The sequence below is a fragment of the Singulisphaera acidiphila DSM 18658 genome (assembly GCF_000242455.2).
Classification (GTDB): Bacteria; Planctomycetota; Planctomycetia; order Isosphaerales; family Isosphaeraceae; genus Singulisphaera; species Singulisphaera acidiphila.
In genome coordinates, this window is record NC_019892.1 from 1,879,041 (window position 1) to 1,898,157 (window position 19,117).

The 19,117-nt window shown below is 62.8% G+C and carries 12 protein-coding genes; 6 read left to right on the forward strand and 6 right to left on the reverse strand.

Features of this window, described 5'->3' with window-relative positions:
• Positions 1 to 149: 149 nt before the first annotated feature.
• From SINAC_RS07315 to SINAC_RS07325, 3 genes are all read left to right on the forward strand, one after another.
• Positions 150 to 2,450: a DNA translocase FtsK gene (locus SINAC_RS07315; RefSeq protein ID WP_015245044.1), complete on the forward strand. Its 2,301-nt coding sequence runs from the start codon at positions 150 to 152 to the stop codon at positions 2,448 to 2,450.
• 710 nt (positions 2,451 to 3,160) lie between these two features.
• A complete protein-coding gene (locus tag SINAC_RS07320) occupies positions 3,161 to 6,253 on the forward strand; it encodes a PSD1 and planctomycete cytochrome C domain-containing protein (RefSeq protein ID WP_015245046.1) in 3,093 nt (1,030 codons plus the stop codon).
• A 29-nt stretch (positions 6,254 to 6,282) separates the two neighbouring features.
• Positions 6,283 to 7,692 carry a DUF1501 domain-containing protein gene (locus SINAC_RS07325; protein WP_237722449.1) on the forward strand — a complete coding sequence of 470 codons (1,410 nt, stop codon included), beginning with the start codon at positions 6,283 to 6,285 and terminating at the stop codon, positions 7,690 to 7,692.
• Between the two features lie 30 nt (positions 7,693 to 7,722).
• Here SINAC_RS07325 and SINAC_RS07330 read toward each other — a convergent pair whose 3' ends face one another.
• Entirely contained in the window at positions 7,723 to 8,370 is a 648-nt protein-coding gene (locus SINAC_RS07330; RefSeq protein ID WP_020465747.1) for a histidine phosphatase family protein, read from the reverse strand.
• Positions 8,371 to 8,527: 157 nt separating this feature from the next.
• Here SINAC_RS07330 and SINAC_RS07335 point away from each other — a divergent pair, with 157 nt between their 5' ends.
• The 3 genes from SINAC_RS07335 to SINAC_RS07345 all read left to right on the forward strand — a co-directional run bounded on the left by SINAC_RS07335 (position 8,528) and on the right by SINAC_RS07345 (position 13,683).
• Positions 8,528 to 9,175, forward strand: coding sequence for an adenylate kinase family protein (locus tag SINAC_RS07335; RefSeq protein ID WP_015245049.1), 648 nt, complete (start codon positions 8,528 to 8,530; stop codon positions 9,173 to 9,175).
• Positions 9,176 to 9,292: 117 nt separating this feature from the next.
• A complete protein-coding gene (locus SINAC_RS07340) occupies positions 9,293 to 11,539 on the forward strand; it encodes an OPT family oligopeptide transporter (protein WP_015245050.1) in 2,247 nt (748 codons plus the stop codon).
• 53 nt (positions 11,540 to 11,592) lie between these two features.
• Complete coding sequence (locus SINAC_RS07345; protein ID WP_015245051.1) at positions 11,593 to 13,683, forward strand: S46 family peptidase; 2,091 nt, start codon at positions 11,593 to 11,595, stop codon at positions 13,681 to 13,683.
• A gap of 261 nt (positions 13,684 to 13,944) precedes the next feature.
• On the opposite strand, the gene SINAC_RS38640 is transcribed toward SINAC_RS07345, so the two are convergent.
• The 5 genes from SINAC_RS38640 to SINAC_RS07375 all read right to left on the reverse strand — a co-directional run bounded on the left by SINAC_RS38640 (position 13,945) and on the right by SINAC_RS07375 (position 19,092).
• The gene (locus SINAC_RS38640; RefSeq protein WP_015245052.1) at positions 13,945 to 14,268 is read right to left on the reverse strand and encodes a hypothetical protein; all 324 of its coding nucleotides are present in this window, start codon (positions 14,266 to 14,268) and stop codon (positions 13,945 to 13,947) included.
• Between the two features lie 211 nt (positions 14,269 to 14,479).
• The gene (locus tag SINAC_RS07355) at positions 14,480 to 15,001 is read right to left on the reverse strand and encodes a hypothetical protein (RefSeq protein WP_015245053.1); all 522 of its coding nucleotides are present in this window, start codon (positions 14,999 to 15,001) and stop codon (positions 14,480 to 14,482) included.
• A 138-nt stretch (positions 15,002 to 15,139) separates the two neighbouring features.
• Positions 15,140 to 16,420 carry a glycosyltransferase family 4 protein gene (locus tag SINAC_RS07360; protein ID WP_015245054.1) on the reverse strand — a complete coding sequence of 427 codons (1,281 nt, stop codon included), beginning with the start codon at positions 16,418 to 16,420 and terminating at the stop codon, positions 15,140 to 15,142.
• The gene (locus tag SINAC_RS07365) at positions 16,417 to 17,526 is read right to left on the reverse strand and encodes a glycosyltransferase family 4 protein (protein WP_015245055.1); all 1,110 of its coding nucleotides are present in this window, start codon (positions 17,524 to 17,526) and stop codon (positions 16,417 to 16,419) included. Before SINAC_RS07365 ends, SINAC_RS07360 begins: the two co-directional genes overlap by 4 nt.
• Before the next feature lie 300 nt (positions 17,527 to 17,826).
• Positions 17,827 to 19,092 carry a glycosyltransferase family 4 protein gene (locus SINAC_RS07375; RefSeq protein WP_015245056.1) on the reverse strand — a complete coding sequence of 422 codons (1,266 nt, stop codon included), beginning with the start codon at positions 19,090 to 19,092 and terminating at the stop codon, positions 17,827 to 17,829.
• Positions 19,093 to 19,117 lie beyond the last annotated feature (25 nt).

A 19,117-nucleotide genomic window follows, 5' to 3' on the forward strand; every position in this document is an offset into this window, starting at 1 on the left:
GGATGTTCCGGGGTGGGATTGTGAAAGCGTTCGCTCGTCGTTGCCGATCTGAAGTAGACGGGTCCGAGGTTTGAACCACCGTGCAATGGCGCGCGGGGCGGGGCATTCTCGGACTCCTTAGTCTTCTCAAGGCGCGCCGAGGAATCTCCATGTTCGATCGACAGCAACTGACGCGCAACGGCCCGGCGTCGGCCTTCCTGCTGGCGATCATCTTTCTGACGCTGAGCCTGGCCCACTACGACCCGGCCGACCCGCCCGGTCATTCGACCGAGCCGGTCCGCTCCTCCCCCGCCAATCCTTGTGGGCCGGTCGGAGCTGCCCTGGCTCACGTCATGTTCACGGCGGTTGGTTGGACCTCGTTTCTGATCGTCGTCGGGCTGGTGTCGATCAACCTCCTCTGGTTCACTCGGCGCTCGGTTTCGGAGAAGACCGGCCCCTTGGCCGGCTTTGCCCTTCTCACGGCCGTCACGGCGACGCTCATTCATAAGTATGGAAGAGACCTCAATCCTCGCCCCTTGGTGGGGAGTGGGGGTTACCTCGGTGCGCTGGCGGTCGCCTTCTTCGAGGGGCAGTTCGGCCTGCTCGGGATGCTCCTGATCCTCGCGGCGGCCGGCCTGGTCGGTCTCTCGCTCTGTGCCGAACCCTTGTTCGTCTGGCCGGTTCAGGAGCTCATTCGCGTCTTCGGGATCAAGGCCAGGCGGAAGCCGGTGGAGGAGCCCGAACCGGTTCCTGACGCCAACTCGGCGATGCTGATGCCGGGGCAATTTGCGCTGGTGGATACCACGACCCGGCTGTCACCGATCGCCTCGCGACCGGCCCTCACGCGCTCGCCATCGCCTGACGAACTGATTCCCGACGCGGGGGCGCGCGGTCTCAACCAGCCCGCCGTGACCAAGCCGGCCGTCGTGAATCCCTCCACGCCGATTCCGGTTGCGCCGACCGGTGGCGGTTACCAACTCCCTCCGCTCGAGCTTTTGGAACCGCTTCCCTCGTTCCCGGTTCACGAGCACGAGGCGAAGATCAATGCGCGGGCCTTACTGGTCGAACGGACCCTGCTCGACTTCGGTTATAAAGTGCGGGTCGTCCAGATCGATACCGGCCCGGTAATCACTCAGTTCGAGATTGAACTGGAAGCGGGTCTGCGGGTTTCACGGATTATCAGCCTGGCCGACGACCTTGCGATCGCGATGGCGGTCCCCAGCGTCCGGATCGTGGCGCCGATTCCGGGCAAGACGACCGTCGGGATCGAAGTGCCGAACGAGCTCCGGGCGATGGTCAAGCTGGGCGAAGTCGTCACGGAGATCCATAACCGGAACGACAAGCTCAAGATCCCCCTCTTCCTGGGCAAGGACGTCAAGGGAGCCCCGCTCGCCTTCGACCTGGCCGACATGCCTCACTTGTTGATCGCAGGTCGAACCGGCACCGGAAAATCGGTCTGCTTGAATGCGATGATCCTCTCGATCCTGATGACCAAGCGTCCGGACGAGGTCAAGCTGATCCTGATCGACCCCAAGATGGTCGAGCTCTCGCAGTTCAAGAAGATCCCGCACCTGATGCACCCGGTCGTCACCGACATGAAGAAGGCCGAGTCCCTCTTGTCGTGGGCCTGCGACAAGATGGACGAGCGGTACGGCTACCTGGCCCGGGCGGGGGTCCGCAACATCCAGACATACAATCAGCTCGGTGCTGACGAGATCTACTCACGTCTCCGCCCCGAAGACGACGAGGAGATGGCGCGGATTCCCACCTACATGCCGTACATCGTGATCATCGCCGACGAGATGGCCGACCTGATGATGACGGCGGCCAAGGAGGTGGAGTCGCATATCGTCCGCCTGGCGCAGAAGGCCCGTGCGGTCGGGATGCACTTGATCGTCGCGACCCAGAAGCCGACGGTCGATGTGATCACCGGTCTGATCAAAGGCAACCTCCCCGCGCGGATTGCGTTCCAGGTCGCCAGTCGCGGCGACTCGCGGGTCGTGCTCGATGAGATGGGCGCTGACAAGCTGCTCGGCAATGGTGACATGCTCTTCCTCTTCCCCGGCACGTCGCACATCGTCCGGGCTCAGGGGACCTACGTCTCCGACGCCGAGGTCAATCGGGTCTGCCAGTACCTCGAGCAATTCCCGGCCGAGTTCAGTCGCGAACTCGTACAGATGCAGGTCAGCGGCGGCCCCGGCGGTAAAGAGCGAGGCGCGGCCCTGAAGGAGCGGGACGAGCTTTACGAACCGGCCATCGAGATCATCATTCGCGAGGGCCGCGGTTCTTGTTCGCTGCTCCAGCGCGCCCTCGGCATCGGCTACGGCCGCGCCGCCCGCTTGATCGACTTCATGGCCGAAGACGGCATCGTTGGCGAATTCAAGAGCGGCTCCGCGCGTGAGGTCCTCTACTCCTGGGACGAGTGGGAAGCGCTCAAGAATGGCGGTGAAGTGTCAGCTCACTCTGTCTAAATGCCCATGGACCGACCAGCGAGAAGGATTGACATCGGCATGATGTCATTTCTGGAGCGGGCAGGAGAGATCGCCTCACCCGTCAGATCAACCTCTGACCGCGACTTCGTACACCTCCTCCGCGCGTGCGATCCCTGCCCCTCTTTTCCGCCTTGGGCTTCTACTCGGGAACGCTGCGCTCAGTGACAGAGTTGAACGTCCCCCCTTCGACCGGAACCTCGACCGTCTTTTTGAGTAAGATCAAAGCCTTGGCTTTCCCATCGGGGCTAACCGTCCGGTGAATCATGGAGACGGTAGTTGGTAATAAAAATGACAGGACTGTTCAAACCACGGATGATTGCAAGTAGCATAAGGTAATTGGAATCGGTCTATCCTGCCACCATGTGATCCGGGGCGCTCCGTCGTACCAACGGTGGGAGAAGAAAGCGATGTGCCACACCGAGCATGATCAGAACAAGGTGTGGCTCATCCCGGCCTTTGCGGTGGCCATTGCCCTTGCGGCCGGGGGGCGAACTCGCCCCGATCCCCGATCCCCGATGACTTCGATGCTGCCGTTGGCCGTCTGCGAGCCTTCGGTTTGCTGAAGTAACCCCTACGGTCCGGTTCAGTCTCGATGCCTATTGGAAATAGGGCGGGAACAGCGAGTTCATAGCGTGTCGGGCGCTTGCCGTGGATTTCCGCGATTCGGTTTGGATGGCCATGAGGGGCTGATGACTCGAGGAATGATCCTGAGCCGTTTGGTCGTTGTGGTTTTCTTTCACACGATGGCGTTGGCCGATGACGTGCCCTCGAAGCCCTCGTTCGATCGGCAGGTGATGCCTCTGCTGAAGGTCCGGTGCGTCAAGTGCCACGGGCCGGCCAAGCGGGAGGCGAAGCTGAGCTTGGCGTCACCGAATGGGTTTGCCCGGGGTGGGAAGAACGGAGAGCTCCTCGTTGCGGGGCGGCTTGAGGAAAGCCTGATCTGGAAGCGAATCGCCGATGACGAGATGCCGCCCGACGAACCGCTGACCGAGGATGAGAAGCAAATCCTTCAGCGCTGGATCGAAGCTGGGGTGCCTGGACTCCCCAAGCTCGTCTCGGGAGCACCGGAGGCTGCCGACCACTGGGCGTTCGCCCCTCTCCGTTCGCCGACTCTGCCCGAGGTTCGTGTCGGTCCGCTTGCCGCAAACCCGATCGACCGCCTCCTTCTTCCGGGACTCGAGGCTGAGGGGCTGAGTCTGGGACTCGAAGCCGATCGGCAGACCCTCGCGCGTCGTGTGAGCTTCGACCTGACCGGTGTTCCACCGACGCCCGCAGAGGTTGCTGCCTTCCTGTCCGACAGTAGCCCCGACGCTTACGGGCGAATGGTCGAACGCTATCTCGCCTCGCCGCGGTATGGCGAGCGCTGGGGCAAGTACTGGCTCGACGCCGCTGGGTACGCCGACTCCAATGGCTATTTCGCGGCTGACAGCGACCGTCCTCTCGCTTACCGCTATCGCGACTATGTGATCCGCTCCTGGAACCAGGACAAGCCGCTCGATCAGTTCGTCCGCGAGCAACTGGCCGGTGACGAACTTTCCGGTTATCGGCCGGGCGATCAGGTGACGCCCGAAGTGGTGGATCAGCTTGTAGCCGGGCACTTTTTGCGGAACTCGCAGGATGGAACCGGCGAGAGCGATGGGAATCCCGACGAGCTTCGCGCCGACCGCTATGCGGTACTCGAAGGGGCGATCGAGATCATTGGCTCGTCGCTTTTTGGCATGACCTTCCAGTGTGCCCGCTGTCACGATCACAAGTTCGAGCCCATCACGCAGAAGGACTATTATCAACTCCAGGCGATCCTCTACCCGGCGTTTCCGGTCGACCATTGGGTCAAACCGAACGAGCGTGTCGTGGACGCGCCGCTCTCCGCCGAGCTTGAGGAATGGACAGCGCGGACGAAGGCGCTCGAAGGGCAGATCGCATCCTTGAAATCGGAGTTTCGGGTCTGGTCCGAGCGGAACCGGAGCAAGGGGGCCGTGCGGTTCCAGGACAACTTCGACGCCGAGCCCGGCCGACTCTCGCTGGCCTGGAGCTCGAAGGCGCCGGCGGATGCCACGCCCTTCGGTTCTCCCCCGGTCAACCTCGACTCCGAGGTGGCTCCCGGTGCCCTGATCCAAGACGGCGTTTTGAGAATTATCGAGTCAGGGACCGGGGGCAATCGGTTCCTTTCAACGAAGCAGGCGTTCGACTGGACTCCCGACAACAAGGGCGGGTGGATCCAGGTGACGTTCGACCTGGTGGACCGAAAGCTCAACGTCGACGGCGTTCCGGCCGAGCGAGTGGGGTTTTACCTGGCACTTGCGGACTATGAGGACAAGAAAAAGGCCGGGGGAGGCAATGTCCTGATCGACGGCAACCCGTCCGGAGGGGCAGAGGTCCATGTCGACTACCCGGGAGCGGACTCACGCGCAGCCGGCAAGATCGGCGGAACCGGCTACGAGTCAGGGCATCGCTATGGCGTGCGGATTACGAATGAAGGGGAAAATAAATACCGCCTCGAACATGTGGTTGACTGGCAGCCCGAAGGGCCGGCGGTGACGCTGACCGCGGCCGATCTGCCCGACGGAGGATTCGGCTTCGAGTATTGCTGTAACCGCAGTTTCGTGGTGGATCACTTGCTCATTGAGGCGGGTGAGAAACCTGCTGAGGATTCCGACGCTCAGATCCGCAACGCGGAGCAAAAGGGATACACGGACAGGCTCAAGGCGATCGAGTCGAAGCGGACTGCCCGGCCAGGGAAGATCGCCTGGGTTCACGACCTCGAGGCGACCCCTCCTGAGGTTCACCTGCTGCTTCGAGGGAACTACTCCGCTCGCGGACCGGTGGTCGAGCCTGGCATTCCGGCGGTACTGGCCGATCCCGACAACCCTTTCAGGGTGGGGTCCCCAACTGCGGGGTTGCCCTCTACGGGGGCCCGGCTGGCGCTGGCGAACTGGATCACGCGGCCTGGCTCTCGGGCCTCGGCGCTGCTGGCACGCGTTACGGTCAATCGGATTTGGCAGTATCATTTCGGCGTGGGCTTGGTCGCGACTCCTGAGAACCTCGGCTACTCGGGTGCGCCTCCGTTGCACGCGCCACTCCTGGAGGAACTGTCCAGAACGCTGGTGGAGAGCGGCTGGAGTGCCAAGGTACTGAACCGGCTGATCGTGAACTCGAGAGCCTACCGCCAAACGAGCAAAGCGACCGAGCCTGGCGAAGTACGGGACCCCGGCAACGGTTTGCTCTGGCGGTATCCGATGCGGCGGCTTGATGCTGAGGCAATCCGCGACGCGATGCTTGCTGCTTCGGGCGAGCTCGACGGGCGGATGGGCGGCCCATACGTTCCGGCTGAGCGTAAGGGAAACGGCACAGTCGCGGTCGAGGAGTCAGTGAACGGCGCACATCGACGGTCGGTCTACCTTCAGCAGAGGCGCACGCATGTGGTCGGTGTGCTCGAGGATTTCGATGCTCCATCGATCGTCATTAACTGCACCCGACGCAATGCGACGACCATCCCATTGCAGTCGTTGAGCCTGCTCAATTCCGACTTCGTGCTCGCCCGCGCCCGTGTCATGGCCCAGCGACTGGAGCGTGAGGCCGGTCCGAGCGCCGCCGGCAAGGTTGCTCATGCCTTCCTCGTGGCGGTCGGTCGAGCGCCGACTGAGGACGAGTTGGCTGCGGCGAAGCGGTTCCTCGACGCTCAGCCGGCGCGATACCAAGGTCAGGCCGACGCAGTCGAGCGCTCCTGGGCCGACTTTTGCCAGGCGCTCCTGGCGAGCAATGCCTTTTTATACGTGGAATGATCGAAACTCAGGCCGTGGGGGGAATGGCGATGGGGGCCATCGAACGCGACGACTTTCGCCTCAACCGGCGCGCCTTCCTGTGCCGATCCGCCGGAACCCTGGGTTCGTTGGCGCTGGCGGATCTGTTGGCGATGGACGACCGGACACTCCGCGCCGAGTCCGTGGTAGGCGCAAGGCCGCCGCGCGCGAAATCGGTCATCTGCCTATTCCAGCACGGTGGTCCGAGCCAGATGGATCTGTTCGATCCGAAGCCGGAGCTGACGCGCTGGGATCGGAAGCCATACCCGGGACAACTCGAAGTTCACTTCGACAAGCAGCAAGGGAACCTGCTTGCCTCGCCCTTCTCGTTCCGGCCTCGCGGCGAGTCGGGCCTCGAACTCTCCGAACTGCTCCCGCACACGGCCCGGATCGTCGATGAGATGACCCTCGTGCGTTCGATGTCGACGGAGTCGGTCGATCACGAGTCGGCCCTGCGACTGATCCACTCGGGCAAGTTCCAGGCCGGGCGGCCGACGTTGGGCTCGTGGGTGATCTACGGGCTCGGGTCGGAGAACCGCGAGATGCCCGCCTATGTGGTTTTGAGTGACCCGGGAGGGCTGCCGGTCGACGGCGTGCGGAACTGGACCTCAGGCTGGCTGCCGGCGGTCTACCAGGGCACCCCTTTTCGTTCGGGGGCCGCGCCGGTGCCGAACCTGGCGACGCCCGACGGGGTGACGCAGGCTGCGCGGACGGGCCAGCTCGGGTTCATTGACGAGTTGAATCGAATCCACTTACGGAGGCATCCTGGCCGTTCCGAGCTCGACGCACGAATTGCGAACTTCGAGACCGCCGCGCGGATGCAGACCGCCGTCCCGGACGTGCTCGACCTTTCGGATGAGACCGAGGAGACCAAGCGTCTCTATGGTCTGGATCGCGAGGAGACCCGGGAGTACGGCACGCGCTGTCTGCTGGCCCGGCGGTTGGTCGAGCGCGGGGTTCGGTTCGTCCAACTCTTTCTCAGTGGGCAACCTTGGGACACGCACAGCAAGAACGCCGAGACGCTTAAGGGACTTTGCCGCCGGACCGATCAACCGAGCGCTGCGCTCGTGATGGACTTGAAGCGGCGGGGCTTACTCGACTCGACGATCGTGCTCTGGACCGGTGAGTTCGGCCGCCTTCCCATCTCCCAAGGGACCGACGGCCGCGACCACAACCGGCATGCATTCTCGCTCTGGCTGGCCGGAGGCGGGTTCAGACAGGGTTACTGTCATGGGGCCACCGACGAGTTCGGCTACAAGTCGGTCGAGAACATCGTCACGGTTCACGATCTCCAGGCCACCCTGCTCCACTCGCTCGGGCTCGATCATCGCCGTCTCACGTTCCCTCACGACGGCCGCGACGACAGCCTGACCGATGCCGAAGTGACCAAGGCGCAAGTCGTCCACAGTCTCCTTGCCTGAGCGACGGCGCCTGGTCCTTTTCCATCTGGCTCAGGTTTTGAGCGGCTCGCTGCTCCCGCCCTGATTCTGTGATGGAGAGCCGTTCCGCTCGAATCCGACGGCGGACCAGCGTGTTCCATTCCATCGCAGGTCGTTCACCCCGACAAACTCGATGGGGACGTCCGCAAAATCGGCCTGGCTCAGGTCCTCCACCAGGCTGCAAAGCAAGACTCGGATCACCACGCCGTGGGCCACGACGACGATCGTCTCACCGCGATGCCGATCCGCCAGCGCTTGGAATGGGGGAACCGTTCGCGCTGCGATGTCCGCGAATGACTCTCCCCCTTCGTGGGTGTAGTCGAGGTCGCCGGCCATCCAATGCGTCATTGCTTGCTGATAGGTCGACCAGCCTTCGGCCTTGGGCTGCCCGCTGAGGGGACCCATTCGCCGTTCGTGAAGTGTTTCGATCACTTGGGGCACGAGTTGGCAGGCGCCTGCGATGGGCGTGGCGGTCTCGCGGGCGCGGAGCATCCCCGAGGAATAGACGGCGTCGGGTCGGAACGCAGCGAGCCGGACGGCCACGGTCGCGGCCTGGCTGCGTCCGCGGTCGCCCAAGTCAATGTCGGACTCGGCGCCGTGGAAGCAATCGGGGGACGAGGTTTCGGCGTGGCGGAGAAGAAGGACACGGGTTTCTTGCAACGGCTTGCTCCGTGGGGCAATAGTTCGGATTATGGAGGGAGTGGGTAAGTCGTGGAATTCTCTACGGTTCGGGTTGTCGAGCGGAACGCCCCCCCCCATGATGGTTGCCGCTGCTCCAGGTGATCCATCCCTCATAACGTCTTGTCGAGGACTTGCGATGGCCGACTCCCACAAGTATCGGACGATTCTGCTGTTCGGAATGCCCGGTAGCGGTAAAGGGACTCAAGGGGCCGTGCTCGGCCAGTTGCCCGACCTTGTGCATGTCTCGATGGGGGATGTGTTTCGCAAGATCCCGAAGTACGGCCAGTACGGTCAGCAGATCGCCCGCTTCACGTCGACCGGAGCGCTCGTCCCCGACGACTTGACCGTCAAAATCTGGGAGCGACACGTCCAGATCCTCGAGATGCAGGAGTTGCTTCTGCCCGACCAGCACACCCTGATCCTCGATGGTCTTCCTCGGAACTACCTTCAGGCCGAGCGGCTCGACCACATCCTGGACGTGGTCCAGATCTTCCACCTCGTGATCAACGATACGGTCAAAGCGAGCGAGCGACTCAAGGCGCGGGCATTGCGCGAGAATCGACTCGACGACATGAACGAGGAGGTCATCAAGCGGCGGCTTAACACCTATTATGAGGAGACGTTCAAGACCCTGAGCTTCTATCCTCCGGAAACGGTCTACGAGGTGGATGCGAGCCTGGCCCCGCTCGAAGTCCTTCGCCAAATCGTCAACCGGCTCTCTGAAATCCAGCAGAACCGCACGCCGGGCCGGCGTCCCTCGGCCATGTCCGAGACGGTTGGCTGACCAGCTCGATTGGGGGCGCGACTCCCTCCGTAGCCCCTTTTCGGTGTCTCGCTCGACGTGTAAGGTGGAGACGTCGCAGCCCGGGAGGCGCGTGCTTCGTTCTTCGAGGGAGATGAAATGTCGGTCCAAACACCCCCTCCGGCCGAGACCCCGAGCGAGGGGCTCGGTTCGGCCGGCCCCGTCCACAGGCCCTACGTCCCCGCCAATATCGAGATGCCCGAGCTGACCTGGTCAGCCGTTCTGCTCGGCGCGATCCTGGGAATCGTCTTCGGGGCCTCGTCACTTTATCTCGTGCTCCGAGTCGGGATGACCGTGTCGGCGTCGATTCCGGTCGCCGTCCTCTCGATCACGGTCTTCCGCGCTTTCTCCAAGATCCTCGGGACGCGGCCCGCCACGATCCTCGAGAACAACATCGTCCAGACGGCGGGCTCGGCCGGGGAGTCGATCGCGTTCGGCGTCGGCGTGACGATGCCGGCCTTGATGATCCTCGGCTACGACATGGAACTCGTTCGAGTCATGCTCGTGGCCGCGCTCGGCGGCTTGCTCGGGATCCTGATGATGATCCCGCTCCGCCGCGCGTTCATCGTCAAACAGCATGGGTCGCTGAGCTATCCCGAAGGGACCGCCTGCGCCAAGGTTCTGATCGTCGGCGAGCAAGGGGGCTCCAGCGCCAAGACGGTGTTCGTCGGTTTCGGCCTTGCCTTCGTCTATCAGGTCTTGATGCAGTCCCTACGACTCTGGCAGGAATATCCCGCCAAGGCGATCAAGGGGTTCAAAGGGGCGGTCGTCTCGCTCGAGTCGTCCCCCGTGCTGATGGGGGTCGGCTACATCATCGGGTTCAAAATCTCGTGCGTGATGGTGGCCGGCGGAATGCTGGCCGCCCTGGTGCTGACGCCTGCGATCGCCTTCTTTGGTGGGGCCGCGACGACGGCGATCTTCCCGGGCACCAAGCTGATTTCCGAGATGAGCCCCAAGGACATCCGCGACGCCTACATCCTCTACATCGGCGCGGGGGCCGTGGCCACCGGTGGAATCATTAGCCTGTTCCAGGCCCTGCCGCTCATCGTCTCGTCGATCGGTTCCGGCATGCGCGACATCCGCCTCTCCAAACGGGGCGGGAACTCTGAGGCATCGAACAGGACCGACCGTGACCTTCCGCTCTGGATGGTCGGGCTCGGCGCGATCGGGCTCGTGGCCGCGATTGCCGCGACCGACCTGATGCCGACCGATCTGGCGGGTCGGCTCGCAGGCGCGGCGATGGTCGTCCTTTTCGGCTTTCTGTTCGTCACGGTCTCGTCCCGGCTGACCGGTGAGATCGGGTCGTCCTCGAATCCAATCTCGGGGATGACCGTGGCGACCTTGCTGCTCACCTGCCTGATCTTCGTCCTGATGGGTTGGGTGGGGCCTTCCTATCGGCTCGCGGCTCTCTCCATTGCTGGTATCGTCTGCATTGCGGCCTCGAATGGCGGGACGACGTCGCAGGATCTCAAGACCGGCTTCCTCGTCGGAGCCACCCCCCGGTCGCAGCAGATCTCGATCTTGGTGGGGGCCTTGACCTCGGCGGTCGTGATCGGGTTCACCCTGCTCTTGCTCAATGACGCGAGTACGGTCGTCACGGGCCGTGCTGAGTATTTGCCGAAGGCTAAGGCCGAGGTGGGCACGCTGACCGAGACGATCACTCACGACGGCAAGTCGTACCATGTCTGGCGGGTTGTTAACCCGATCCCGGGTGCTCAGCCTGGAAAATACCTGGTGGACGACCAGGGGCAGGCGCGTTTCCTGATCGATCCCGCCATCAACGGCCGGGTGGATACGCGCGACGATGGGACGAAGGTCATCAAGTACGATGCGCCGAAGGCGACCCTGATGGCGTTGATTATTGATGGTATCATGACTCAGAAGCTGCCATGGGACCTGGTCCTGATCGGTGTCTTCATCGCGATCGTGATGCACTTGGCCGGCGTTCCGGCCCTGGCGTTCGCCGTCGGGGTCTATCTCCCCTTGTCGACCTCGGTGCCGATCTTCATCGGTGGCATCGTCCGTGCGGCCGTCGATGGGATCAAGAAGACCCCGGCCGAAGAGTCGGACTCGAGCCCGGCGGTTCTGCTCGCGAGCGGGTACATCGCGGGGGGGGCCATTGCGGGAATCCTGATCGCGACGCTGGCCATCATTCCCCACGCCTCGAAGCTGCTGGATATTTCGACTCGCCTGCCCGCCTCGTGGCAGAACAGTCCCTGGCCCTCGATCGTTGCGTTCGGATTGATGACGACCGTGCTCTTTCTTGTCGGGATCGGTGCGTTGCTCCGCAGCACCGAGTCCCCTGCTGTCGCTGAAGGCATCAAGGGCCGTGAAGAGGATCTCTGAGCGACCGGCTCTTTGCACCGTTCTTGGTAACTCATCACCGAGGATATGACTCTATGAGTGCGCGCCAACGGATCTTGGCTTTGTCCGTTATCTCTGTCCTGAGTATGGGAGGGGCTGTGTTCGCTGACGAAGGGATGTGGGTCTTCGACAACCTGCCGCTGAAGGCGTTGAAGCAACGGTATAACTTCGAGCCGACTCCCGGTTGGGTCGAACGTCTCCGCTCTTCGGCCGTACGGTTCAATAGCGGGGGCTCAGGTTCTTTCGTCTCGGCCGACGGCCTGGTGATGACCAACCATCACGTTGGCGCGGACATGCTTCAGAAGATCAGCACGGCCGGCAAGAACTATCACAAGGAGGGTTTCCTGGCCAAGACGCGGGCCGACGAGATCAAGGCCCCTGACCTCGAACTCAACGTCCTGGTCGATATCCAGGACGTGACCGACCGTGTCCTGGCTGCGGTCAAGCCTGGCATGGGCGATTCGGAAGCAGGGACCGCCAAGCGCAAGGCGATGGCGACGATCGAGAAGGAGTCGCTCGACAAGTCGGGCCTCCGGAGCGACGTCGTCACCCTTTACCAAGGAGGGAAGTATGCGCTTTATACGTACAAGAAGTACACCGATGTTAGGCTCGTCTTCGCCCCCGAGTTCGACATCGCCTTCTTCGGCGGCGATCCGGATAACTTCGAGTTCCCCCGGTACGACCTCGACGTCTGCTTCTTCCGTGCCTACGAGAATGACAAGCCGGCGCAGCCCAAGCATTACCTGAACTGGAGCGCCGCGGGAAGCAAGGACGGCGACCTCATCTTCGTGGCTGGACATCCCGGTAAGACCAGCCGGTTGAACACGGTCGCCCATCTGGAATATCTCAGGGACGTCTCGTTCCCGTTCTCACTCGAGATCCTCCACGATCGTGAGGCCTTTTTGCAGGAGTACGGTAAGAAGGGACCCGAGCAGGCCAGGCAGGCGATGGACGAGCTCTTCGGCTACCAGAATTCCCGGAAAGCGCGAGCAGGGGGTCTGAAGGGTTTGAAGGACGAGGCGCTCATGGCCCGCAAACGCGAGGCGGAGAACGCGCTCCGCGAGCGGATCAAGGCCGACCACGCGGCCCAGGTGGCCTATGGATCGGCCTGGGACAAGATTGCGACCGCGCACCAGGTCTCGACCAAGATCGCCAAGCGGTACAACTTCCTCGAGCGTGGCTTTGCGTTCGACTCGTCCCTCTTTCATATCGCGCGGACCCTGGTTCGTCTCGCTCAAGAACAGGAGAAGCCGAACGCCGACCGGCTCCGAGAATTCCGAGAGTCCGCGATCGAGTCGCTTCAACTCGCTCTTTTTTCCGACGCTCCCATCTACCCTGAGTTCGAGGAAGCCAAGCTGGCTCACTCCTTGGCATTCTGGAAGAAGTGGATGGGGGACATCGATCCGTTGGTCGCCCGCGTCCTTCATGGGCGGACCCCCGAGGAGGTGGCCAAGGACTTCGTCCAGGGCACCAAGCTCACCGACGTCTCGGTCCGTCGCGACCTCGCCAAGGGCGGCTTGAAGGCCTTGCTCGAGGTCGACGACCCGATGATCAAACTCGCCTTGGCGGTCGACGCCGACGCTCGCACGCTCCGCACTCAGTACGAGGATGAAGTCGAGGCCGTCCTCTCCGCCCAGTACGCAGGGATCGCCAAGGCGACGTTCGAGGCCCAGGGAGACTCGGTCTATCCCGACGCCACGTTCACCCTACGACTCGCCTTCGGCACGGTGAAGGGCTACGAAGCCGGCGGTAAGGTCATCCCCCCCTACACCACCATCGGCGGCGCTTTCCAGCACGCGGACGCCCACGGCAATACCCCGCCTTATGTGCTTCCGCTGAGCTGGCATCAGGCCAAGAAAGAGGGACGATTGAACCTCGAAACCGCGATGAACTTCGTGTCGACGGCCGACATCATCGGCGGCAATTCGGGGAGCCCCGTCGTCAACCGCGACAACGAGGTCGTCGGCCTCATCTTTGATGGGAATGTCGACTCGCTCGTGCTCGACTTCGCCTTTGACGATCGGTCCGCCAGGGCGATCTCGGTCGACTCACGGGCCATCTACGAGGCCTTGAAATCGGTCTATCACGCGGACGATCTTGCCAAGGAGCTGATGGACAAGCCTTGATCTGGCAGGTGAGATTAGCCTCGTTCCGTCGTTGATTCCGCTCGCTTTCCTACCAAGAGACCTCTCCCCTCATGTGGTGAGAGGTCTCTGCTTTTTTTGTTGGGGTGATGGAATCGGGATATGCCCTCGAGCCGGATCGACTCCAGCCGGGCGACTTTTTCAATGCGATCGGCCCCGGACAGCCTGTCCGGGGCCGATTTGTGTTTGTGTTTCCATGAGTCGATAGCCTGGGAGAGTTCGTAGCGGCAGGTTGTCGAAAGCTCACAAAGGACGACCCACGCCGTGACCTGGCCGGTGGTGCCCCCCACCGTGACCGCCGCCAAAGCCTCCACCGTAGCCTGGCCAACGGTATCCCCCGCCGTACCCCCCACGATAAAAGCCACCACCATACCCTGGCCAGCGGTATCCCCCGCCGTGCCCGTACCACGGTCGGTAGTGTCCACCGTGGTGGACTACGACGTGACCTCTACCATGATTGCCTTGGTGAAACGCTTGCGCCTGAGCCTCGCTGGGTGCCAGGCCACCGACCGCAATTGCAATCGCCGCAAGGCCGAACAACCGAGCCGCCAACGTTGTGATACGCATGGGATCAAACCTCCTCCATCCGCTGCATTCTCAAGGGTTGTGGGCGACTCGACTTCAGTCACCCCCTACCCTCGTTATCCGCAAAAGGGCGAATCAACGTGCAACGGCTGAATGAGTTTTTGAGCTTTGATCTCTCGCGACCGACGTTTTGCGCCCACCTGGCACGGCTGACGCGCATCCAGGTTTGAGGCCGTGCCGCCCGGTCATCCGATTAGCAGACTTTCGAGCGGATGCCTTGTTCGTCATCATCCTGGGCGGGCTTTCGCATCCCCTTCTCCAGGCCGGGGAAGAGGATCGAGGGGTGGGCATCCCCATCGTCCGAGGAGTTGGCAGTCGAACCCGTCAGTAACGCGAGCTGGTCTTCGAGAGTGGCCAGCCGGCGGACCATGGCAACGTAGTCCCAGCCGAAGGCCATGGTCGTCTGGATCTGGTCTGCCAACTCGTCCTGGCGTCCGCTCAGCAGGTCCTGACGGTGCGCCAGCGCTTCGTTCTGCTGGCCCAACTCCTGCGCCAACGCTTGGTGCTGCCGCTTCATCGCGTCCGCGTCGATCCGGAGCGCGAAGACTCGGTTCTCGTGGTTGTCCAGCCGATCGGCGAGGTACTGGAAGATTTCAACCTGGCGGAGGAAGATCGGGCGGAGGACCCGGCGCATCAGGCGACGGACCATGACCAGAAGGCCACGCGGTCCCTTCAAGTCGTGAGAACCTGCATTATAGAATGCAAAATCTTGCATGGAATTACTCCTTCCTTGGAGTCAAGTGGGCAACGCCGAACCGGCCTGGGCGGTCGCCTGAAATTCGCATGTCCTCGTCAAACCGTCCGTGTTCAACGTGGAGACGCTAGAGGGGGAATGAGATCACGTTGCAGTTGGTTACGCGCAATAAGGTTCCTGGATGAGCACGCTGGTCAATTTTTCGGCGAGCAGGGCGAGTCGGTAGACTTCGTCGCTGGTCCCTGCTCCATCTCGAGATTGCCGGGCGGCCCTGGTGAGGATCCGTTCGATCTTGGGCAAGAGCTTGTCCAGGTGGAAATCACGGCGGACCGCCAGGGCGCCTCGGCGGCCGATCGGTTCGAGGTCGACCCGACCGTCGAGGATCTCGCCGAACATGTGGGCAAACCCTTCGCTGGTTCGCGGGACCTTGAGGCAGTGGACGCCGTGGACAAGCCACTCGCTGTTGCCGCTGAGGATCGACATGACCGTGACGCAGCCACTCGGGGCGGCCTCGAGTGGAGCGAAAGCGCAGGGTTCGCGAAGCCGCGCGGGGAAGGCGAAGACGTCGTAGTCTTGATAGGCCGCGATCAGGTCGGCCTGTTTCAGGCTGCCCCGCAGGGTCACGAGCCCGCTGAGGTGGTTTGACTTGATCAGGTCGCCGTAAAAGCTGTCGTTGACCTGACCGAAGATGTCGAGCGAGAAATTGTCACGACCCTGGTCGCGCAAGGTCGCGGCGGCCTTGATGAGAAGGTCCATCCCCTTGTCGTAACATCGGTCGATATGAGCGGCTGAGGCGACGATCCGCAGGGGGCGATCGCCCTGATAGAACTCGGAGCGGAGCGGCGGCACGGGACCGGCGACCCAGTTGGGTACGATCTCGACTTCACCCTGGAGCCGAACCCCCCGACGCTCGATTTCGTCGACCAGTTGCTGGCTGCATGCGATCGTATGCCCGCGCAACTGTCGTTCGATCTCGCGGGCCAAGGCCGGGATGACCTGATTGTCGAGCTGACAGAGCGTGGCGGGGACGTCGTCCATCAGGTGCCAGACCCAGGGCACCCGCAGATGGTGGAGTGTGGCCATCAGGCCGAGCCCGCCGATTCCGGTCAGCATCCAGACGTAGGCGACGTCGGGCTCGAAGTCGTCGAGCTCGCCGAGCAGGGCGTGAACGTTGAATGCGTTGATCCGATGCGACTCGGATTCGTCGAGGAGCTGGGTCACTGTCGCACAGCGAGACATATGGTAATCAACCCACATGTCGGTCAGCCGGAGCGTCCGGCGCACGTGGGGAGGGCTGGCGACCGGTGTTCGGGGAGCGGTGGTCAGGACGCGAACTTCATGGCCACGGGCCCGCAAGTTCTCGACGACCTGTCGACAGCCCATCTCGTAGCCGCCCAGGGCGTCGGGAGGATAGAGGTTGCTGATCACCAGAATCTTCACGCCGCCACCTCCCACGCGCGGGCGATCAAGGGTTCATAGACATCGACCAACCGGGCGCCGGCGACTCGGTAGTCGTACTCTTGCTCGACGACGAGACGGGCCTGCCGTCCCATTGTCTCGACGAGCCCGGGATCGGTGGCAAGCCGCCGCAGTTGTGTGGCGAGCTCGTCGGGGTTGTCGAAGACGAAGCCGGTTTCGCCTTCGCGAATGAACTCGGGCATGGCCGCGACTCGCGAGCTGATCGCCGGAGTCCCGCAGGCCATCGCCTCGAGAATCGTGAACCCCATCAGCTCAGGGGCGCGATGCATGTTGCCGTAGCAATCGACATAGACCGAGGGGAGGATATTGACCCAGGCCTTGCGATAGAGCTCGAGGATTCGCTCATCATCGGCATCCGTGATGAACTCGACACGCTTCCCGACGGCCGCTTCCTGGAGGCGAAGGAAGAACCCATCGTCGTAGGGCCGCCCGCAGACGGTCAAGGGAAGCTCGGGAGGTATGGCCGCGATGAGCTGGTCGATCCCCTTATGGGGCAAGAGCCTGCCGACGAAGAGGACGCGGTCGCGTTTGACTGGTTTTGAGGAGGGCGTGAAGCGTTCCGCATCAACCCCGCCTTTGATAATTTCGATCGGGGTTGAGGTTTGAAAGAAGGATGCGGCGAAGTCTGACTGAGCGATGATCAGGTCGGCCAGGTCGAGGATCCCCAGATGCTGGACGAACGGACTGGATGTTCCGCCGTGGTCGGTGACGCAGATCGGCTTGCGGAGCTGCTTGGCGACAAGCAGGCCCAACTCGGAACAACGCGTGTAGGCCTGGTGCATGTGAACCAGGTCGGCGTCGGCCAGGGCCTCGGGAAGTTCCCAGGAGACCATGTCCAGCGGGTGCGTCGGCTTTCCGGCCGCCGTCAGGACCCGCAGCGAGACGCCGGGTGCGATCTCCCTTCGGAACGAGGTCGGCCCGAACGAGACCAACTCGACCTCATAGTTTCCCGATGAGCTCTCGACGACCCCCTTCGCCAGGTTCAGAGGATACCGTTCGCCGCCTCCCAAGTAACATTGTTCGTCGAAGTAGAGAGGCGCCAGGTAGGCGATCTTCCTCACGCTCATCAACCACCTCTTGGTTCGCGGTCATCCCTTATATGGAACGCGACTCCGGACACGTCCATCCTCGCGCTATCGGTCACGCGAGGGTTCGCCGGAAATGTTCTGCATGCTTTCAATGGCGATCGAAGAGGTGCAAACCTGGAGGCAGACGCCTTCTATCCGATGGTCCCAAGTCGGTCAAGTCCAGTCGAGCCAAGGTGAAGCGATCCTCGGCTCGCGAAACGTCGGCTCGGGCGAGTTGCCTATGCGTCCGTTGAATGAAGGAGCTTCGAAGGGTGGAAAGGCTGGGAATGTCGTTCTGGCTTAGGCAATGATTGATTCTTGAAGCAATGAGGCGGTGAGCTGCTCGGCCATTCGGGCCAGGCGGTAGGCGTCGTGGGACGACCCGGCGATCCCCTTCTCACGGCTCGCGGCGTCGGCGAGAAGTTGTTCGATCCGTGGGATGATGGCATCGATATGGAAGTCGCGCCAGGCGGCGGCCGCGCCTCGGCGGGCGATCGGCTCGGGGTCGATCCGTTGTTCGATCACGTCGGCGAAGGCGCGAGCGAAGGCCTCCGGGGTGCGATCGGCCTTGAGGCAATGAAGGCCGTGGACCAGCCACTCGGCGATCCCGCATTGCCGCGAGATGATCGGCACGCACCCTCGGGCCACGGCCTCGAGCGGGACGAGCCCGAATGGCTCGCGTTCGAGCGTGGGGAAGGCGAAGAGGTCGTAATTCTTGTAGGTCTCCAAGAGGAGTTTCTGAGGAAGGACTCCTTTGAGGATGACGTGATCGGTCAAATTGCGCTTGCGAATCAATTCCAGGAGCCAATGGTCATAGAGGTTGCCGTACATATGGACCGAGAAGTCGTCGTGGCCGGCGTCGCGGAGCCGGGCGGCCGCCTCGATCAGGATATCGCTTCCCTTGAACTGGGCGACCTGTCCGGCGGCCATGATTCGGAGGTGGCCGCCGCGATAGAAGTCGACTCGCTCGGCCTCCTGCGGTCCGGTGATCCAGTAAGGGATGGTCTCGACTCGGTCCCCCAACGTTAGGCCGCACTCTTCGGTTTCTTGTCGAAGCCGTTCGCTGACGACGATGTAGGTCCCGCGAATTCGCCGGGTGAATTCCTCGGCCAACATCGGGAAGGTCCGCCGCTCGGTGCTGCAAAGGATCCGAGGGACGCAGTCACCGAGCTGCCAGACCCAGGGGATGTCGAGGAATTGAAGGCAGGCCATCAGGCCGAACCCACCGAGACCGGTCACCGCGCAGACGTAGACGGCGTCGGGCTGGAATTCGTCGAGGACGGTGGTCAGGGCGTGCACGTTGTAGGCGTTGACGAGTCGCGACTCGGCCTCGTCCAGGCGATAGCCGAGAGGGTGCTTGCTCATCCCGTTCGGATTCCACTCGTCGGTCAACTTGAACCGGCGGAGGACGTGAGGAGGGGATGCGACCGGGAGTCGAGGCGCCGCGGTCAGGACCCGGACGTCGTGGCCGCGGTCGCGGAGGGCATCGACGACGTGCGCGCAGCCGAGTTCGTAGCCACCGACGAAGTCGGGCGGATAAAGGTTACTGAGTGCAAGAATCTTCATCGGTCGGCGAGCCTCGGACGAGGGG

Coding starts and splice junctions, on each gene's coding strand:
- SINAC_RS07320 (WP_015245046.1), top strand. CDS start 3,161: ATGACTCGAGGAATGATCCTGAGCCGTTTGGTCGTTGTGGTTTTCTTT.
- SINAC_RS07345 (WP_015245051.1), top strand. CDS start 11,593: ATGAGTGCGCGCCAACGGATCTTGGCTTTGTCCGTTATCTCTGTCCTG.
- SINAC_RS07325 (WP_237722449.1), top strand. CDS start 6,283: ATGGGGGCCATCGAACGCGACGACTTTCGCCTCAACCGGCGCGCCTTC.
- SINAC_RS07340 (WP_015245050.1), top strand. CDS start 9,293: ATGTCGGTCCAAACACCCCCTCCGGCCGAGACCCCGAGCGAGGGGCTC.
- SINAC_RS38640 (WP_015245052.1), bottom strand. CDS start 14,268: ATGCGTATCACAACGTTGGCGGCTCGGTTGTTCGGCCTTGCGGCGATT.
- SINAC_RS07335 (WP_015245049.1), top strand. CDS start 8,528: ATGGCCGACTCCCACAAGTATCGGACGATTCTGCTGTTCGGAATGCCC.
- SINAC_RS07365 (WP_015245055.1), bottom strand. CDS start 17,526: ATGAGCGTGAGGAAGATCGCCTACCTGGCGCCTCTCTACTTCGACGAA.
- SINAC_RS07315 (WP_015245044.1), top strand. CDS start 150: ATGTTCGATCGACAGCAACTGACGCGCAACGGCCCGGCGTCGGCCTTC.
- SINAC_RS07355 (WP_015245053.1), bottom strand. CDS start 15,001: ATGCAAGATTTTGCATTCTATAATGCAGGTTCTCACGACTTGAAGGGA.
- SINAC_RS07375 (WP_015245056.1), bottom strand. CDS start 19,092: ATGAAGATTCTTGCACTCAGTAACCTTTATCCGCCCGACTTCGTCGGT.